Source organism: Mesorhizobium shonense, assembly GCF_040545255.1.
GTDB lineage: Bacteria > Pseudomonadota > Alphaproteobacteria > Rhizobiales > Rhizobiaceae > Mesorhizobium > Mesorhizobium shonense.
Window position 1 is genome coordinate 13,023 of the sequence record NZ_JBEPLM010000014.1, and the last position, 14,836, is coordinate 27,858.

The 14,836-nt window shown below is 64.4% G+C and carries 14 protein-coding genes; 6 read left to right on the forward strand and 8 right to left on the reverse strand.

The features are described 5' to 3' along the window. Positions 1–10: 10 nt before the first annotated feature. Positions 11–493, reverse strand: coding sequence for a MarR family winged helix-turn-helix transcriptional regulator (locus ABID26_RS28070; RefSeq protein WP_292371923.1), 483 nt, complete (start codon positions 491–493; stop codon positions 11–13). A gap of 87 nt (positions 494–580) precedes the next feature. Here ABID26_RS28070 and ABID26_RS28075 point away from each other — a divergent pair, with 87 nt between their 5' ends. Beyond that, complete coding sequence (locus tag ABID26_RS28075; RefSeq protein ID WP_292371924.1) at positions 581–898, forward strand: hypothetical protein; 318 nt, start codon at positions 581–583, stop codon at positions 896–898. 12 nt (positions 899–910) lie between these two features. On the opposite strand, the gene ABID26_RS28080 is transcribed toward ABID26_RS28075, so the two are convergent. The 3 genes from ABID26_RS28080 to ABID26_RS28090 form a co-directional block, all read right to left on the reverse strand. Beyond that, positions 911–1,546: a 5'-methylthioadenosine/S-adenosylhomocysteine nucleosidase gene (locus ABID26_RS28080; protein ID WP_292371925.1), complete on the reverse strand. Its 636-nt coding sequence runs from the start codon at positions 1,544–1,546 to the stop codon at positions 911–913. 3 nt (positions 1,547–1,549) lie between these two features. Continuing rightward, entirely contained in the window at positions 1,550–2,008 is a 459-nt protein-coding gene (locus ABID26_RS28085) for a PaaI family thioesterase (protein ID WP_126101892.1), read from the reverse strand. 96 nt (positions 2,009–2,104) lie between these two features. Continuing rightward, positions 2,105–3,394 carry an RsmB/NOP family class I SAM-dependent RNA methyltransferase gene (locus tag ABID26_RS28090; RefSeq protein WP_292371926.1) on the reverse strand — a complete coding sequence of 430 codons (1,290 nt, stop codon included), beginning with the start codon at positions 3,392–3,394 and terminating at the stop codon, positions 2,105–2,107. A gap of 339 nt (positions 3,395–3,733) precedes the next feature. Between ABID26_RS28090 and ABID26_RS28095 the strand changes: the two genes are divergently transcribed. After that, positions 3,734–4,411: an MIP family channel protein gene (locus ABID26_RS28095; protein WP_292341416.1), complete on the forward strand. Its 678-nt coding sequence runs from the start codon at positions 3,734–3,736 to the stop codon at positions 4,409–4,411. A gap of 68 nt (positions 4,412–4,479) precedes the next feature. On the opposite strand, the gene katG is transcribed toward ABID26_RS28095, so the two are convergent. Then, on the reverse strand, positions 4,480–6,693 hold the full coding sequence (gene katG / locus ABID26_RS28100; protein WP_292341415.1) for a catalase/peroxidase HPI: 2,214 nt from the start codon (positions 6,691–6,693) through the stop codon (positions 4,480–4,482). A gap of 140 nt (positions 6,694–6,833) precedes the next feature. On the opposite strand from katG, the gene ABID26_RS28105 reads away from it, so the two are divergent. From ABID26_RS28105 to ABID26_RS28120, 4 genes are all read left to right on the forward strand, one after another. After that, a complete protein-coding gene (locus tag ABID26_RS28105) occupies positions 6,834–7,742 on the forward strand; it encodes a hydrogen peroxide-inducible genes activator (protein WP_292371927.1) in 909 nt (302 codons plus the stop codon). A 101-nt stretch (positions 7,743–7,843) separates the two neighbouring features. Beyond that, complete coding sequence (locus tag ABID26_RS28110) at positions 7,844–8,668, forward strand: N-formylglutamate amidohydrolase (protein WP_292371928.1); 825 nt, start codon at positions 7,844–7,846, stop codon at positions 8,666–8,668. After that, a complete protein-coding gene (locus ABID26_RS28115; protein WP_435528617.1) occupies positions 8,665–10,533 on the forward strand; it encodes a flavohemoglobin expression-modulating QEGLA motif protein in 1,869 nt (622 codons plus the stop codon). Before ABID26_RS28110 ends, ABID26_RS28115 begins: the two co-directional genes overlap by 4 nt. A 13-nt stretch (positions 10,534–10,546) precedes the next feature. Beyond that, entirely contained in the window at positions 10,547–11,593 is a 1,047-nt protein-coding gene (locus tag ABID26_RS28120; RefSeq protein ID WP_292371929.1) for a glutathione synthetase, read from the forward strand. Positions 11,594–11,683: 90 nt separating this feature from the next. Here ABID26_RS28120 and ABID26_RS28125 read toward each other — a convergent pair whose 3' ends face one another. The 3 genes from ABID26_RS28125 to ABID26_RS28135 form a co-directional block, all read right to left on the reverse strand. Next, positions 11,684–12,787 carry a calcium:cation antiporter gene (locus tag ABID26_RS28125; protein ID WP_292371930.1) on the reverse strand — a complete coding sequence of 368 codons (1,104 nt, stop codon included), beginning with the start codon at positions 12,785–12,787 and terminating at the stop codon, positions 11,684–11,686. Positions 12,788–12,948: 161 nt separating this feature from the next. Then, on the reverse strand, positions 12,949–13,755 hold the full coding sequence (locus ABID26_RS28130) for an amino acid ABC transporter ATP-binding protein (protein ID WP_292371931.1): 807 nt from the start codon (positions 13,753–13,755) through the stop codon (positions 12,949–12,951). Continuing rightward, positions 13,752–14,693: an amino acid ABC transporter permease gene (locus ABID26_RS28135; RefSeq protein WP_354417185.1), complete on the reverse strand. Its 942-nt coding sequence runs from the start codon at positions 14,691–14,693 to the stop codon at positions 13,752–13,754. The genes ABID26_RS28130 and ABID26_RS28135 overlap by 4 nt, the downstream gene beginning before the upstream one ends. Positions 14,694–14,836: the final 143 nt, after the last annotated feature.

Genomic DNA, 14,836 nt, shown 5'->3' on the forward strand with positions numbered 1-14,836 from the left:
GTCGCACCGCTCACTCCGGTTCCGATGCTTCTTCCGATGCGTCGGCCCGTCCGGCGTCGAGCGAGCGCAAGGCGTCCATCAGCGCCGCGAACCGCTGCTCGCCGATACGATCGATGTAGCCGCGCTCGATCTGAAGCTTGATGCGGTCGCCGTCGCGCAAGGCATCCAGACCCTTGCGCGTATAGCGCACAAGCTTGCCGCGCCCATCCCGTGGGTCGGGAAACCGCTCCAGCACGCCTTCCGCCTCCAGCCCGTCGAGCAATTGCTGAACCGCCTGCTTGGAGGTGGCCGCGCGCTCGATCAATGCCGACTGGCGGGTGCCGTTGCGGGGGATGTGCCCGAGCAACCCGGCGCGCGCTTCGCTGAACCAGGCGTGGCCGGCGGCCCGCATGGCCGCAGCGAATTCCGCCTGCCAGGCGCGGCTCGCCTGCCATAGCCGCCAGCCGACATGATCGGCCAACGCCTCGATTTTTTCGTCAAGCTCCTTGACCACCTGATTCAAGCTCCATATAGTCAAGATACTTGACGATACTCGCGCCGTCGAGGCTCTTTCGAAAACGCGAACCCGCGGACAGGGACAATGACGATACTGAACAGGGACACGCTGGCCATTATCATGGTCGGAACCACGCATGTCATCGACATGGGCGGCAAGAACGCCTTCATCCACTATGAAACCGACGATCGAGCGCACATGCTCCTGCCGGATGGCACGCGCTTCCACGGACTTTGGACGCTGTTGGACGACGGCTACAGGGTCGAATGGAAAGACGGACCCGCCGGCGCGTGGAAACTGGACCATACACCGGGAGCGATCGACTATCTCGATGCGACCGGCGCCGTCCGTGGACGCATTGCACGCATCGATTTCGGCGATCCGCAGCGCCTGGCTGCTTGATCCGGGCAGCAATCAGCCGTCCAGCAGACCACCGCCGATCGCCTGCTCGAGCAGACCTATTGCCGCAGCCAGCTTCGCGTCGATGATATGGAGATATTCCGTCCAGTCGCCGACATGCCTGAGATCGGCGGCGCCATCGGAAATGCCGCGCAGGCCGATCAGCGGCACGCCGAACAACTGGCAGGCGCGCAGGCAGGCGAAGGTCTCCATGTCGACCATGTCGGCGTCGATCGCGTCATAGGCGATGCCGGTGACGATCGCGCCGCCGGTCGAGAGCGTGGCGCTCTTGATGCCCGGGATGACGAACGGCAGCGGCACGGTCACCGGCAGGTCGAGGAAGGGCGTGGCGCCCTTCTCGAAACCGAGCGGCGAAGCGTCCATGTCGCGATAGCCCACCGACACGGCCTGGTAGATTTCGGTCTGCTCAAGCGTGCGGCTTCCCGCGGAGCCGAGCGAGACGACGAGGTCCGGCAGCGCGCCCTCCGCCTTCAGCGTCGCAAGCTCGGCACCAAGCCGAACGGCGGCCTCGACCGGACCGACCCCGGTCATCAGCGGCGTGAACAGTTCTTTGAGGTGCGGGCCGTATTCGGCCTCCGCCGCCATGACGAAAAGAATGGATTTTCCCCCTGTCCGCGCAGCGCTCGCCATGGATCATCCCTCTATGCCGTCGCGGCCGACCACCGTCATCATCGTGCCGGTCATGGTGGCGATAAGCTTGGCCTCGCCGTCGGCGGCAAAGGCGTAGGCCTGGCCGTCGGCAACGATGATGGTGCGGCCGGGCTTTGTCACCGAGCCGCGAAACAGGAAGCGCTCGCCCCTGCCCGGCGCCAGCAGATTGACCTTGAATTCGATGGTCAGCACGCCGGAATTTTCCGGCATCAGCGAGAAGGCGGCATAACCGCAGGCCGAGTCCAGCGCGGTCGAGATGACGCCGGCATGCAGGAAGCCGTGCTGCTGGGTGAGCGAAGGCGCATAGGGCATCTCGATCTCGATGATGCCGGGCGTGACCAGCGTCAGTTCCGCGCCGATGGTGGCCATCGCCTTCTGGCGGGCAAAGGAAGTCCTGACGCGATCCTCATAGTCGGGGGCGGGTACGATCTTGGCTGCCATGGCCCTTCGCCTTCACTTTTGCTGGCGAAGCTTATTGCAGAGGCTGGCAGGACAGGCAATCTCTTATGTTGCAGCGCAGCAAAACACCGACTGCCCTCAGGCCACCCTGCGCAAGGCGTGAAAATAAAATCCGTCGGTGCCGCTGAGCGCCGGCGACAGCGAGATGCCGCCGGTGCCGGCGATGCGCGCGGCGCCTTCATGGCCGGGGAAATGGACATCCCAAAGCTCTCGATGGTCGACGGGCGCAAAATCGCCGTGGCGCTCGCGGAAGGCCGCGACCTGCTCGCCGTTTTCGGCATCGAACACCGAACAGGTGATGTAGACAAGCAGCCCGCCGGGTTTCACGAAGGCCTGCGCCGTGTCGAGGATCGCCAGTTGCTCGCCCTTGCGGGCGTCGAGCTGCCTGTCGGTCAACCGCCATTTGGCGTCGGGCCGCCGCCGCCAGGTGCCGCTGCCGGTGCAGGGCGCGTCGATCAGCACGATGTCCATATGACTGGACAGCGGCGCGAGTTCCGCAGGCTTGCTGACGATCTGGACATTACGGCTGTGCGCGCGGCGGATGCGCTCGAAGATCGGCGCCAGCCGCACCTTTTCCGCGTCATGGGCGAACACCTGGCCTGTATTGCCCATCTCGGCCGAAAGCGCCAGCGTCTTGCCCCCAGCGCCGGCGCAATAATCGAGCACCTGCATGCCGGGCGCGGCACCGGCAAGTGCCGCGGCAAGCTGCGAGCCCTCGTCCTGCACCTCGAACCAGCCCTTCTGGAAGGCGGGCTCGGCCTGCACGTTCGGATGCCTGCCGTCGCCGTCGATCGGCGGGATGCGGATGCCGTGCGGCGCGATCGCGGCAGGTGCCGCACCCGTGCCCTGCAGTTCCGCCAGCACCTTGCCGCGGTCGGCCTGGAGCGCATTGACCCTGAGATCCAGCGGCGGGCGCATCGCGAGCGCCGCCCCTTCCCTGACCCAGGCATCGCCATAGGACTGCTCCAGCAGCGGCGCGCACCAGTCGGGCACGTCCGCGCGCACGGCATCTGGCGCATCGGCGAACCGGCGCCCCGCGACCGCCTTCAATTCGGCGGCGCTGAGCAGCGGCGGCGCGAACTTGTCGCCGTCAAGCGCATCGTTGAGCGACTGCGCCGTCTGGCCCCATTCGAGCAGCAGCGCGCCGAAGCCGATGGCGCGCGGCGTGTCTTCGCCGAAAAACCAACCGGCCGAGCGCTTGCGGCGCAGCGCGTCGTAGACGATGTTGCCGATCGCCGCCCGGTCGCCGCCGCCGGCAAAGCGGTGCGACAGGCCCCAGTCGCGCAAGGCGTCGGCCACCGGCCGGTGGCGCCGGCTAATGTCTTCCAGAACTTCGATGGCCGCCGCCAGCCTTCCGCCCAGTCGCATCCTGTCTACCTGCAAATTGTTTTCCGGCCCGCTCTTAAAGCGTTTCCGGCCGAGAATGAAACAGTTCTGTTGCAGCCATCGCGCCGAATCTTGCCGAGGGAAGCGACCACCGGCGCCGGAAAGTCAGGCCCCTTCGACATGAAAAAATCCCGATCTACAAGAAGGCCCGGAACAATTCCATCAGTACATGAACGGCCTCTAATGCAATTAACTGGCGCGACAAGCAAGCAGCGTGGCTTAACCGCTCTGCTTTCCAAGCTTTCCGGCTGGGAATACTCTTTCGCTTGTGATTCGCGGCGCGGGAAACGCGGTTTGGCGGATTCCAATGAGGAGAGGGCAATGAAGACTTATCTGGCGGAAGTTCTAGGCACGTTTTTGTTGGTGTTCATCGGCACGGCCTCCGTGGTCACGGGCGGTTTCGGCGGCGCGCTGCCGCTCGGCCAGGAAGGCATCGGCCTGGCGTTCGGCATCGGCCTGATCGCCGCGGCCTATGCGATCGGCCCGATCTCGGGCGCGCATCTCAATCCGGCGGTGACGCTCGGCGTGTTTCTTGCGGGACGGATGCCGGCCAAGGATGTCGTCCCTTACTGGATCGCGCAGATCATCGGCGCCATCATCGCTTCGCTGGCGCTGTGGATTATCGTCACCGGCCAGGCCGGCGGCCACACCGGCGGCTTCGGCGCCAATGGCTGGGACGAGGCGAAATGGGCCATGAGCTCTGCCTTCCTTTGGGAGCTGATCGGCACCTTCACCTTCGTCACCGTCATCCTCGGCGTCACCAACGCCAAGCACACGACGGCCTTTGCCGGCCTGGTCATCGGCCTGACGCTGGCGGCAATTCACTTCGCCATGATCCCGGTCACCGGCACCTCGGTCAACCCGGCCCGCTCGATCGGCCCGGCGCTGTTTTCGGGTGGCGCGGCGCTCGGCCAGCTCTGGCTGTTCATCGTCGCGCCGCTGATCGGCGGGGCGATTGCCGGCGTCGTCGCCAAGGCGGGCATCTTCGAGAAAGATTGATCCTCGCGCGGTTGAATCAAAAGGCGCGGGGAAAGCCCCGCGCCTTTTTACTTGGGAGGATGAGACCCTTACTTCGAGGCGACCTCGAAGCGATCGAGGTTCATCACCTTGGTCCACGCCTTGACGAAGTCCTTGACGAACTTCGCCTTGGCGTCGGCAGAGCCGTAAACTTCCGAGAAAGCCCGCAGCTGCGCGTGCGAGCCGAAGATCAGGTCGGCGCGGGTGCCGGTCCACTTGACCGCCTTGGTCTTGCGGTCGCGCGCCTCATAGACCTCATCCGAGCCCGGCTCAGAGCCCGCAGCCGGATCCCAGACCGTCGCCATCGAGAGCAGGTTGACGAAGAAGTCGTTGGTCAGCGTGCCGGGTCTGTCGGTGAAGACGCCGTGCCTGGAGCCGCCGGCATTGGCGCCGAGCACGCGCAGGCCGCCGACCAGCACCGTCATTTCCGGCGCGGTCAGCGTCAACAGCTGCGCCCGGTCGACCAGCATCGCCTCGACCGACATCGGCTGCCTGCCTCTGGTGTAGTTGCGGAAGCCGTCGGCCCTAGGCTCGAGTGCCGCGAAGGACTCGACATCGGTCTGCTCCTGCGACGCGTCCATGCGGCCGGGGGTGAACGGGACCTTCACCTCGTGGCCACCGTCCTTCGCGGCCTTCTCGACCGCGGCGACCCCGCCGAGCACAATGAGGTCGGCCAGCGAGACCTTCTTGCCGCCGGCCTCAGCCGCATTGAATTCCTTCTGGACGGCTTCGAGCTTCGCCAGCACCTTGGCGAGCTGTGCCGGCTGGTTGACGTCCCAATCCTTCTGCGGGGCAAGACGGATGCGACCGCCATTGGCGCCGCCACGCTTGTCGGAGCCGCGGAAGGTTGAGGCCGATGCCCAGGCGGTCGAGACCAGCTCGGATACCGCGAGGCCGGACGCCAGGATCTTCGCCTTCAGCGCGGCGATGTCCTGGTCGCTCACCAGTTCATGGTCGATCGCCGGGATCGGATCCTGCCAGATCAGCTCTTCCTTCGGCACGAGCGGGCCGAGATAGCGCACGACCGGGCCCATGTCGCGATGGGTGAGCTTGAACCAGGCCCGGGCGAAGGCGTCGGCGAACTGGTCCGGGTGCTGGTGGAAGCGCCGCGAGATCTTCTCGTAGGCCGGGTCGAAACGCAGCGACAAGTCGGTGGTGAGCATGGCCGGGGCATGGCGCTTCGACGCATTGTGCGCGTCCGGCACCGTGCCCGCGCCGGCGCCGCCCTTCGGCGTCCACTGATTGGCGCCCGCCGGGCTCTTCGTCAGCTCCCATTCGTAATTGAAGAGGTTGTCGAAGAAGTTGTTGCTCCATTTGGTCGGCGTCGTGGTCCAGGTCACCTCGAGGCCAGACGTGATGGCGTCGCCGGCAATGCCGGTGGCATGTTTGCTCGACCAGCCGAGGCCCTGCGCCTCGATGCCGGCACCTTCCGGCTCCGCGCCCACAAGTGCTGCATCGCCGGCGCCATGGGTTTTGCCGAAGGTGTGGCCGCCGGCAATCAGCGCCACGGTCTCTTCGTCGTTCATGGCCATGCGGCGGAAGGTTTCGCGGATGTCGCGCGCCGCGGCGATCGGGTCCGGCTTGCCGTTCGGCCCTTCCGGGTTGACGTAGATCAGGCCCATCTGCACGGCGCCGAGATGGCCCTGCAGTTCGCGGTCGCCGGAATAGCGCTGGTCATCCAGCCACTTGGTTTCGGAACCCCAGTCCACATCCTGCTCCGGCTCCCAAACGTCGGCGCGGCCGCCGGCGAAGCCGAAGGTCTTGAAGCCCATCGATTCCAACGCGACGTTGCCGGCGAGGATCATCAGGTCGGCCCAGGAAATCTTGCGGCCGTATTTCTGCTTGACCGGCCAGAGCAGCCGGCGGGCCTTGTCGAGATTGGCGTTGTCCGGCCAGCTGTTGAGCGGCGCGAAGCGCTGCTGACCGGCGCCGGCGCCGCCGCGGCCGTCGCCTATGCGGTAGGTGCCGGCGCTGTGCCAGGCCATGCGGATGAAGAGCGGCCCGTAATGGCCGAAGTCGGCCGGCCACCAGTCCTGCGAATCCGTCATCACCTTGTGCAGGTCCTTGACCACCGCGTCGAGGTCGAGCGACTGGAATTCCTTGGCGTAGTCGAAGTCCTCGCCCATCGGGTCCGAGAGGTTCGACTGCTGGTGGAGAACGCCAAGGTCGAGCTGGTTCGGCCACCAGTCGCGGTTGGTCCGGCCGGCGGATCCATGCGCCACGGGGCATTTGCCAGCGCTGTTGTCGTCGGTTTTCGCGTCCATCTTACTCTCCGATTTTGCCGAGTTTTGAATTGAGTTTCCGGGGCGGCCAGCGGCCGCGCCAATCTGGAACGATTCCAGACTAGGGCGGCTTGCCGATAAAGACAAATTGCCTTTCCTGTTTTTTCCGATAGGATTTCCTTATGATCGGTCTCACCGTCAGGCAGATGCTTTATTTCGACGCGCTGGCGCAGGCGCTGCATTTCGGCCGCGCCGCGAAGCTCGCCGGCGTCAGCCAGCCGGCGCTCTCCGCGCAGATCGCCGAAATGGAAGAGCGGCTGAACTGCCTTCTGTTCGAGCGCGGCGGCAAGACCGTGCGGATGACCGACGAGGCGCTGGCGCTCCAGCCGCGCATCGAGCGCATTCTGGCCGACATACGTGACGTCGAGACGACTGCCCGGCGCGGCCGTCCAGCGATGGAGGGGCGCTTCCGGCTGGGCATCATCCCGACGGTTGCGCCCTATCTCCTGCCGCGCGTCCTGCCGGAACTGAAGCGGCATTTCCCGGCCCTGCAACTCGAGCTGCGCGAGGCGGTGACCGCCTCGCTGGTCGAGGACAATGTCTCGGGCAAGCTCGACGCTTTCATCGCCGCCTTGCCGATCGACCATCCAGGGCTCGTCACCGAGGAGCTTTTCCCGGACCGCTTCTTCCTTGCGGTGCCCGCCGGCGATCCGGCTTTCGCCTCGCCGCCTGTGCCGCCGGAAAGTCCGGCGCTGGAGCGGCTGATGCTGCTCGAGGAAGGCCATTGCCTGCGCGAGCAGGCTTTGGCCGTCTGCGGCAATGTGCGGCCGGTGGCCATGGCAAGCTATGGCGCGACCAGCCTGACCACGCTCCTGCAGATGGTGGCGCACGGACTGGGCGTCACGCTGGTGCCGGAGATGGCGGCAAGTGCCGCCGGCGTCATGCCGGACTTGAGGATCGTGCCGTTCCAGGAACCGATGCCGCAGCGCGTGATCTGTCTCGCCTGGCGGAAGAACAAGGTGCGCCAGGACGAATGCGTGGAACTGGCGAAGATCATCCGCGGGCTGGATCAGGCAGTGCTGGCGGCGTGAGGTGCCGGGCGAAGCCGGTTCTTCAGCGAGACGATGTGGCCCGGTGCAAGCCTCAACCGGCTGAACCCGGAACCGTCCGCTCTCTCCACGCATTTCGATGGATGGTGAGCAAGCCTATTTTCAACAACGCTGCGAGCGGGTTACCGGCAGGCTGGACGATCAAGCTTGGCGATTCCCCCGTCATTGGCACGGCGATCCACAGCGGCTCGGACGTTGGGCGCGCTTGCCAATCGCTCATGTGCATCCCCGACCCTGATCGGCTGCGGGAGGAGGATCCCTTCACCGAGCACTTCATCGCCGATTTCCCAACCCAGATCATCGTTCATCGATCGCGCTTTCAGGTCGATCTGAACCGCGCGCGCGAGGCTGCGGTCTATCGGTCGCCGGACCAGTCCTGGGGCCTGCACGTATGGCGAGAGCCACCGGCCGAGGACATTGTGGACGAGTCTCTCGCCTTTCACGACGCGTTCTACGGCGAGCTCAGGCGTGTCCTCGCCGATGTCGAGAGACGTTACGGCAGGTTCGTCCTTGTCGACGTTCACAGCTACAACCACCGGCGTGCGGGGCCGAAAGCAGCGCCTGCTTCGCAAGGCGGCGCGCCTGATATCAATATCGGCACGTTCTCGATGGACCGCGCGCGCTGGGCTCAGGTCGTAGACGCCTTCACGGAGGCGCTGAGCGGCCAGGATTACAACGGCGAGCCGATCGATGTGCGCGAGAATGTGTCATTCCAGGGCAAGGGCGAGCAGACCCGTTTCGTCCATGCCAATTTCCCAAAGACCGGGTGTGCCATAGCGGTCGAGTTCAAGAAGATCTTCATGGACGAATGGAGCGGCGAACCCGACTGGGCAGCGATCGAACGGCTGCGTGCCATGCTTGGGTCCACGGTGCCAGTTCTCGAGGCTGCGTTGCGGGGCATGACATGAAGCCAAAGCTCATTGAGGCTATGTCTCCGTTGGCCAAGATCGAAGCGGACCTGGACGCGCTTTTCCAAGAGGGCAAGCCAATCCGCCGCGAGTTCGGCGACGGCAACCGCTTGCACATCGATCGGCCGCTGCCGTTTCTCTGCGTCCATGTCGGGTCGCAGCAGGATACGGCGTTCCAAATTGTTTCCGCCAACGCCTCCTATCTGATCGCTGCCGATAGCGACCTCGCCGGTGGGGTCGCGCGGCTGGTGGCGCGAAGGATGCGCGACCATTGCGGCGCATTCCTCGTGCTCGACATCGGCGAGTTGGCCGAAGATCGGTTTCTGGCGGAGGACATACCGTTCCTGCCGCCTTTCGAGATTGCATTGGCTAGCGGCGATACCGCGGCGGAGAAGGCGGCGCTCAAGCGCTTTGCCACTGCGGCGTCCGGACGCGAAGCGAAATACCGCACGCCGCGCGTGGACGAATTCGTTCCCACGACACGCGCCGAAGCGCGGCTCTCGGATCATCTCGACGATGTAGCGGGCCTGACGGTACGCTTCGCGCCGATCTACAGGGTGCCTGGCAGCGAGCGCATCTATCCTGAACTGCGCGATCTTGTCGTCGCCAACATGGTGGATTCCGCGCTCCAGGCGGTCAGCGCCTTTCTGAAGGCATCAAAGCTGGAACCGCCGGCAACCCATCGTTCGCTGGGGCGGCGCGCCTACATCGACGCTGTCGTGCGCGCCGACCGGGCACTCGACAGCGTCGCGTCGACATTCGATTTTCTGCTTGCCGTTACACCGATCAACGCCGAACCCGCCTGGCTGGAATTCCAGGCAGGCGGCTTCGAGCATGTCCCAGCACTGCTCTACAGGCCGCTCGAATTCGAGGTCGCCGCGCAGAAGCGGAAGCTCTATTCGGTCTCGCTCGATCATCTGGAAGATCCGCTGCTGACCACGCTGTTCTCGCAAAAACAGCAGGAACTCGATCTGCAGCTGTCGATGCTCGCGGCACGCGAGACGCCCCGCTTCGTCGAGCTCGGACGAGCACTCTATGGCAGCGTCGAGCCGAGTCTGGCGACGCGAGCACGCGCCATTGTCGAAAAGGCGCCTGGCGCTGCGTCGGCGGTGAGGCAGAAGGGATTGGGCGCCGACGCTATCGCCGCAGCCGCGCGAGACATGATCGCCGGATATCGTGCCGCCTATTCCGATTTCGATGCTTCCGTGGAGATCCGCGGCGACCTGCCGGCCGGCCTCCTCGTCTCTCGGAACCAGTTGCTGGTTTCGCGCGATACCAACCTTCCACCGGAGCGTCTGACCGCGCTGCTCAGTCACGAGATCGGTGTCCACCTGGTGACCTATTTCAACGGCGATGCGCAGGGGCTTGCCATCTTCCGCAACGGGCTCGCCGGCTACGAGGGCATGCAGGAGGGACTGGCCGTGCTGGCGGAATATCTGGTCGGCGGCATGACCGCGGCGCGGCTGCGGCTGATCGCGGCCAGGGTCCTTGCGTGTCAGGCGATGCTCGACGGCGCGACATTCGAGGAAACCTTCCGCATTTTCCATAAGGATTTCGGTCTCGATGATCGCAGCGCCTTCAACGTCGTTCTGCGTGTCTTTCGCGGTGGTGGCCTGGCAAAAGACGCCATCTATCTGCGCGGCGTGGTGCAGGTCCTCGATCACCTGAGAGGTGGCGGCAGCCTTACGCCGTTTTGGATCGGCAAGATCTCCGCCGCGCATTTCGGCGCAATCCAGGAACTCAATGCGCGCGGCTTGCTGCGCGCGCCGCGCCTCGAACCTGCATTCCTTTCTTCCGACGCGGCGCGTCCGCGGCTCAAGAAGGCGATGGCGGGAATCGATCCGATCGATATGGTTGAGACTTGAGGGAGCATCCCCGATGCGCATTGCGTTCTTCGTCAATTCGATCGAGAGCGAGACGCCAGGCTACACGACGACAACGCTGGCGCTGGCTGCAGTCCAGCGCGGACATTCGGTTGTCTATGTCGAACCCGGCGACTTCATACTGCGTCCGGATGACAGCCTGGCTGTCAGCGTCGCAGTCTTGCCGGACGCTTCCTACAAGACGCCCGACAAGCTGCATGCGGCCCTGAAGGATGCCGCGAAGCAGAAGAAGACCTTCGCGATAAGCGATATCGACATTCTGTTTCTGCGCAACGACCCGTCACTCGATGCCACCGATCGACCATGGGCCGCCAACGCAGGCATCATGTTCGGACGGCTCGCAGCGGAACAGGGCGTCATCGTCGTCAACGATCCGGATGGTCTGGCACAGGCACAGAGCAAGCTCTACCTGCAGACCTTTCCCGAAGCGGTTCGGCCGGCGACCCTTATATCGCGCAGCATTGCCGAGATCCGCGCATTCATCGACAAACACTCGAAGGGCTGCATCGTCAAACCACTGCAAGGGTCGGGTGGCAAGAACGTCTTCCATATTGCGACGCCTACCGATTCCAACCTCAACCAGATTTTCGAGGCGGCCAGCGGTGACGGCTATCTCATCGCGCAGGCCTACATTCCGGAGGCCAAGGCTGGTGACGTGCGTCTTTTCCTGATGAACGGCCTGCCGCTGCTGCGCGACGGCAGCTACGCCGCCTTTCGCCGCATCCCAGCCAAGGGCGACGTCCGCTCCAACGTCCACGCCGCCGGGACCGCCCGCAAGGTCAAGGTAACTGACACGATTTTGCGCATTGCCGAGATGGTACGCCCCAAACTGGTCAGCGACGGCATGTTTCTGGTTGGGCTCGACATCGTCGGCGACAAACTTCTGGAGATCAATGTCTTCACGCCAGGCGGACTGGCACGGCTCGCGGAGATGTACAAGACCGACTTTGCCGCACGTGTCATCGTCGCGCTGGAGGAGAAGGCGACGCTGCGCCGAGCCTATGGAAAGACCATGCCGAATTCGCGGCTGGCGACGCTTTAGGAACGCGGACAAGTCGGATAGCGACTTCCTGCCGGTCGCCGTCGTCCCATCCCTGCGTCCGATTGCCAAAATCAGCTCGCGCCTAAGCCTTCACGGCACAAATATCAGAAATACGTAGGTAAAAAACACCACGATATGAACCATGCCCGTCAGGAACGTCGTTCTTTCGGTGCTAAAGCTGACGCTGCATATGAAAAGCGCCAAAGACAAAAGCACCGCGTCAGCCGCCGGAAGCCCTAAGGTCAATCCTCTGCCCGTCAGCAGGCTGGCGGCCGCGACCGCCGGTATCGTCAAACCGATCGTGGCGCAAGCCGAACCCATCGCAACGTTCAAGCCGCGCTGCAGCTCATTGTTGAGCGAAGCGCGAACCGCCGAAATGGCCTCCGGCATCAAGACCAGCCCCGCGATCAACGCCCCCACAATGCTGTCGGCCTGGCTCACCTGGTAGGCAACGAGCGTATCCTCGACACTTGCGGCGACCTGCTCGGCGAGCATGACGATTCCGATCAGCCCGCTCAACAGCAGCAGGACGCCGACGGAAATGCTTTCGTGGGAAGCGATTCTCATCGAAACGTCGTGCGCCTCTCCTTGGACGAAGTCCTCCCGGTGGCGGACGGTCTGGGCGAATACGAAACTTGCATAGAGCAGCACTGAAAGGACGCTGACAAACCCAAGCTGAGCTGCCGAAAACGTGCCGGGATCCGTGGCTCGAGTGTAGGTCGGCAGAATAAGCGTCATGACGGTCAGCGCGATCAGGACCGCAAGATACGCGCTGGTCCCTTGCCGAAGGATCGCCTGCTTGCGGTGAAGCCAGCCGCCAAGCGTGAGACACATGCCGACAACGCCAGTGGAGGTAATCATCACCGTCGAGAAAACGGACTCACGCGCCAGCGTCGGGTTGTTCGCTCCATGCAGCATCATGGACACGATGATCGACACTTCGATCGCCGTCACGGCGAATGTCAGCACCAATGTTCCGTACGGCTCTCCCACCCGCCGGGCCACGGCCTCGGCGTGGTCGAGCACCACGAAAATGGTGGTGAACATGATCGCGCTCGAAAGTACTCCAACAACAATCCTGACGTTCAGCGAACCTTCATCCACCGAAAGGCCGCTGGCCCTGACCGCGACAGCCATCACCAGGGCGGCCAACGGCATCGTGTAGGAAATCACCGACCGTCCGAATCCAGCCATTGAAGCCCCCTGCGTTTCCGCGAATTTAGCGGAAAAGCCCAGGGGAAGCACCTCGGCCAATATCAGTGCGAAGCGGGCAAGCCCATCGCCCGGCGCTCGAGTTCTTCAAGCGATGCGGCGCCGCACTTGTGGCGGGCGATTTGGCCGGCTCACGAGCGATCTCAAAGAACCCGCGACAGGAACCCGCGCGTGCGCGGCGATTGTGGGTCGGCGATCATCTCGCGCGGCGCGCCGCGCTCGACGATCACGCCGCCGTCCATGAAGACGAGATGGTCGCCGATCTCGCGGGCAAAGCCGATCTCGTGGGTGACGACGACCATGGTCATGCCGCTCGCTGCGAGATCGCGCATCACCTGCAGCACCTCGCCGACGAGCTCGGGGTCGAGCGCCGAGGTCGGCTCGTCGAAGAGCAGCACCTTCGGCTTCATCGCCATGGCGCGGGCGATCGCCACGCGCTGCTGCTGGCCGCCCGACAATTCGCGCGGATAACGGTCGACCTTGTCGAGCAGGCCGACACGCTTGAGCAGGATCTCGGCCTCGGCCTTCGCCTGGTCGGTCGCGATGCGCCGCACCTGCGTCGGCGCCTCGATGACGTTCTCCATCACGGTCATGTGCGAGAACAGGTTGAAGGACTGGAACAGCATGCCGATCTCGGCGCGCCGCTGGCAGAGCAGATCGTCCTTCACCTCGTAGAGCTTGTCGTCCCGGAGGTCGTAGCCGACGAATTGGCTGTCGACGAGCAGGAGCCCGCCCGTGATCTTCTCCAGATGGTTGATGCAGCGCAGGAAGGTGCTCTTGCCGGAGCCCGACGGGCCGATGATGCAGGCAACCGATCCTGCCGGCACATCGAGATCGATGCCCTGGAGCACTTCCAGTTGGCCATAGGATTTGCGCACGCCGCGCGCGAACACCATGGAATCGGCGGGCACACCAAAGCGGGCGCGGTTTTCGGACTTCACGTCGCTCATCGGGCGATGCCCGCCAAGCTTACGGCATTGCGCAGCGCGCGCATCGTCAGCGGGTCACGGCGCGTGTCGCTGCGGCCGAAATGGCGCTCGAGGAAATGCTGCCCGACCGACATGATCGAGACCACCGCGAGGTACCAGAACGCCACCACGATCAAGAGTGGGATCGTCTCGAAGGTGCGCGCATAGATGCTCTGCGCGGAATAGAACAGATCGTCGACCGCGATGAAGGTCACCAGCGACGTCATCTTGAGCAGGTTGATGGCCTCGTTGCCGGTCGGCGGCAGCACGAAACGCATGGCCTGCGGCAGCGTGATGCGCTTCAGGATCATGCGGTAGGGCATGCCGAGCGCGCTCGCCGCTTCCGCCTGGCCCGACGGCACCGATTTGATGCCGGCGCGGATGATTTCGGCCATATAGCCTGCCTCGCAAAGCGAAAGCGCGACGACAGCCGAGAAGAACGGCGTCATGAAATCATTGGTGCGGGCGGAGAAGATCGTGCCGAGGAACGGCAATGTCAGCGAGACCTCGCGCACCAGCAGCGACAGGTTGAACCAGAAGATGAGCTGGATCAGCGCCGGCACACCGCGGAAGAACCAGACATAGACGCCGGCGAAGCCGCGCAGCACCGGGCTCGGCGACTCGCGCATGATGGCGATGACGGTGCCGATGACGATCGCCAGCGCCATGATCACCACGGTGAGGATCAAGGTGTTGGAAAGGCCGCGCATGATCGAGGGATGGAACAGATAACCAGCAGCCGTGCCCCAGGCGAAGGCCGGGTTGCTGGCGAAGGCCCGCACGATGAGGAAGGCCAGCAGCAAGGCGAATGCCGTGCCGACCCAGATGCCATAGCGGCGCTGCGGCACGACGGTGAGCCGCGCCACAGCGGCGGCGGCGCCCGGCTCGACGCTCATCTCTGTCGGGTGGGCCGTGCCCATCGCTCATCTCCTGATACCAACCGGCGCCTGGTACAGGACCGGGCGCCGGATCTCCGCTCACCACGCCGCAAGCCCAACGGGCATGCAGGCGCGCCTGCTAATTCTGCGCATGATCCCTCCCGAAAATCGATTCCGATTTCGGG

Excerpts from the sequence above, each read along its gene's own strand:
- ABID26_RS28075 (WP_292371924.1), top strand. The coding sequence starts at position 581 with ATGACGATACTGAACAGGGACACGCTGGCCATTATCATGGTCGGAACC.
- ABID26_RS28080 (WP_292371925.1), bottom strand. The coding sequence starts at position 1,546 with ATGGCGAGCGCTGCGCGGACAGGGGGAAAATCCATTCTTTTCGTCATG.
- ABID26_RS28085 (WP_126101892.1), bottom strand. The coding sequence starts at position 2,008 with ATGGCAGCCAAGATCGTACCCGCCCCCGACTATGAGGATCGCGTCAGG.
- ABID26_RS28090 (WP_292371926.1), bottom strand. The coding sequence starts at position 3,394 with ATGCGACTGGGCGGAAGGCTGGCGGCGGCCATCGAAGTTCTGGAAGAC.
- ABID26_RS28095 (WP_292341416.1), top strand. The coding sequence starts at position 3,734 with ATGAAGACTTATCTGGCGGAAGTTCTAGGCACGTTTTTGTTGGTGTTC.
- katG (WP_292341415.1), bottom strand. The coding sequence starts at position 6,693 with ATGGACGCGAAAACCGACGACAACAGCGCTGGCAAATGCCCCGTGGCG.
- ABID26_RS28105 (WP_292371927.1), top strand. The coding sequence starts at position 6,834 with ATGATCGGTCTCACCGTCAGGCAGATGCTTTATTTCGACGCGCTGGCG.
- ABID26_RS28110 (WP_292371928.1), top strand. The coding sequence starts at position 7,844 with ATGGTGAGCAAGCCTATTTTCAACAACGCTGCGAGCGGGTTACCGGCA.
- ABID26_RS28115 (WP_435528617.1), top strand. The coding sequence starts at position 8,665 with ATGAAGCCAAAGCTCATTGAGGCTATGTCTCCGTTGGCCAAGATCGAA.
- ABID26_RS28120 (WP_292371929.1), top strand. The coding sequence starts at position 10,547 with ATGCGCATTGCGTTCTTCGTCAATTCGATCGAGAGCGAGACGCCAGGC.
- ABID26_RS28125 (WP_292371930.1), bottom strand. The coding sequence starts at position 12,787 with ATGGCTGGATTCGGACGGTCGGTGATTTCCTACACGATGCCGTTGGCC.
- ABID26_RS28130 (WP_292371931.1), bottom strand. The coding sequence starts at position 13,755 with ATGAGCGACGTGAAGTCCGAAAACCGCGCCCGCTTTGGTGTGCCCGCC.
- ABID26_RS28135 (WP_354417185.1), bottom strand. The coding sequence starts at position 14,693 with ATGGGCACGGCCCACCCGACAGAGATGAGCGTCGAGCCGGGCGCCGCC.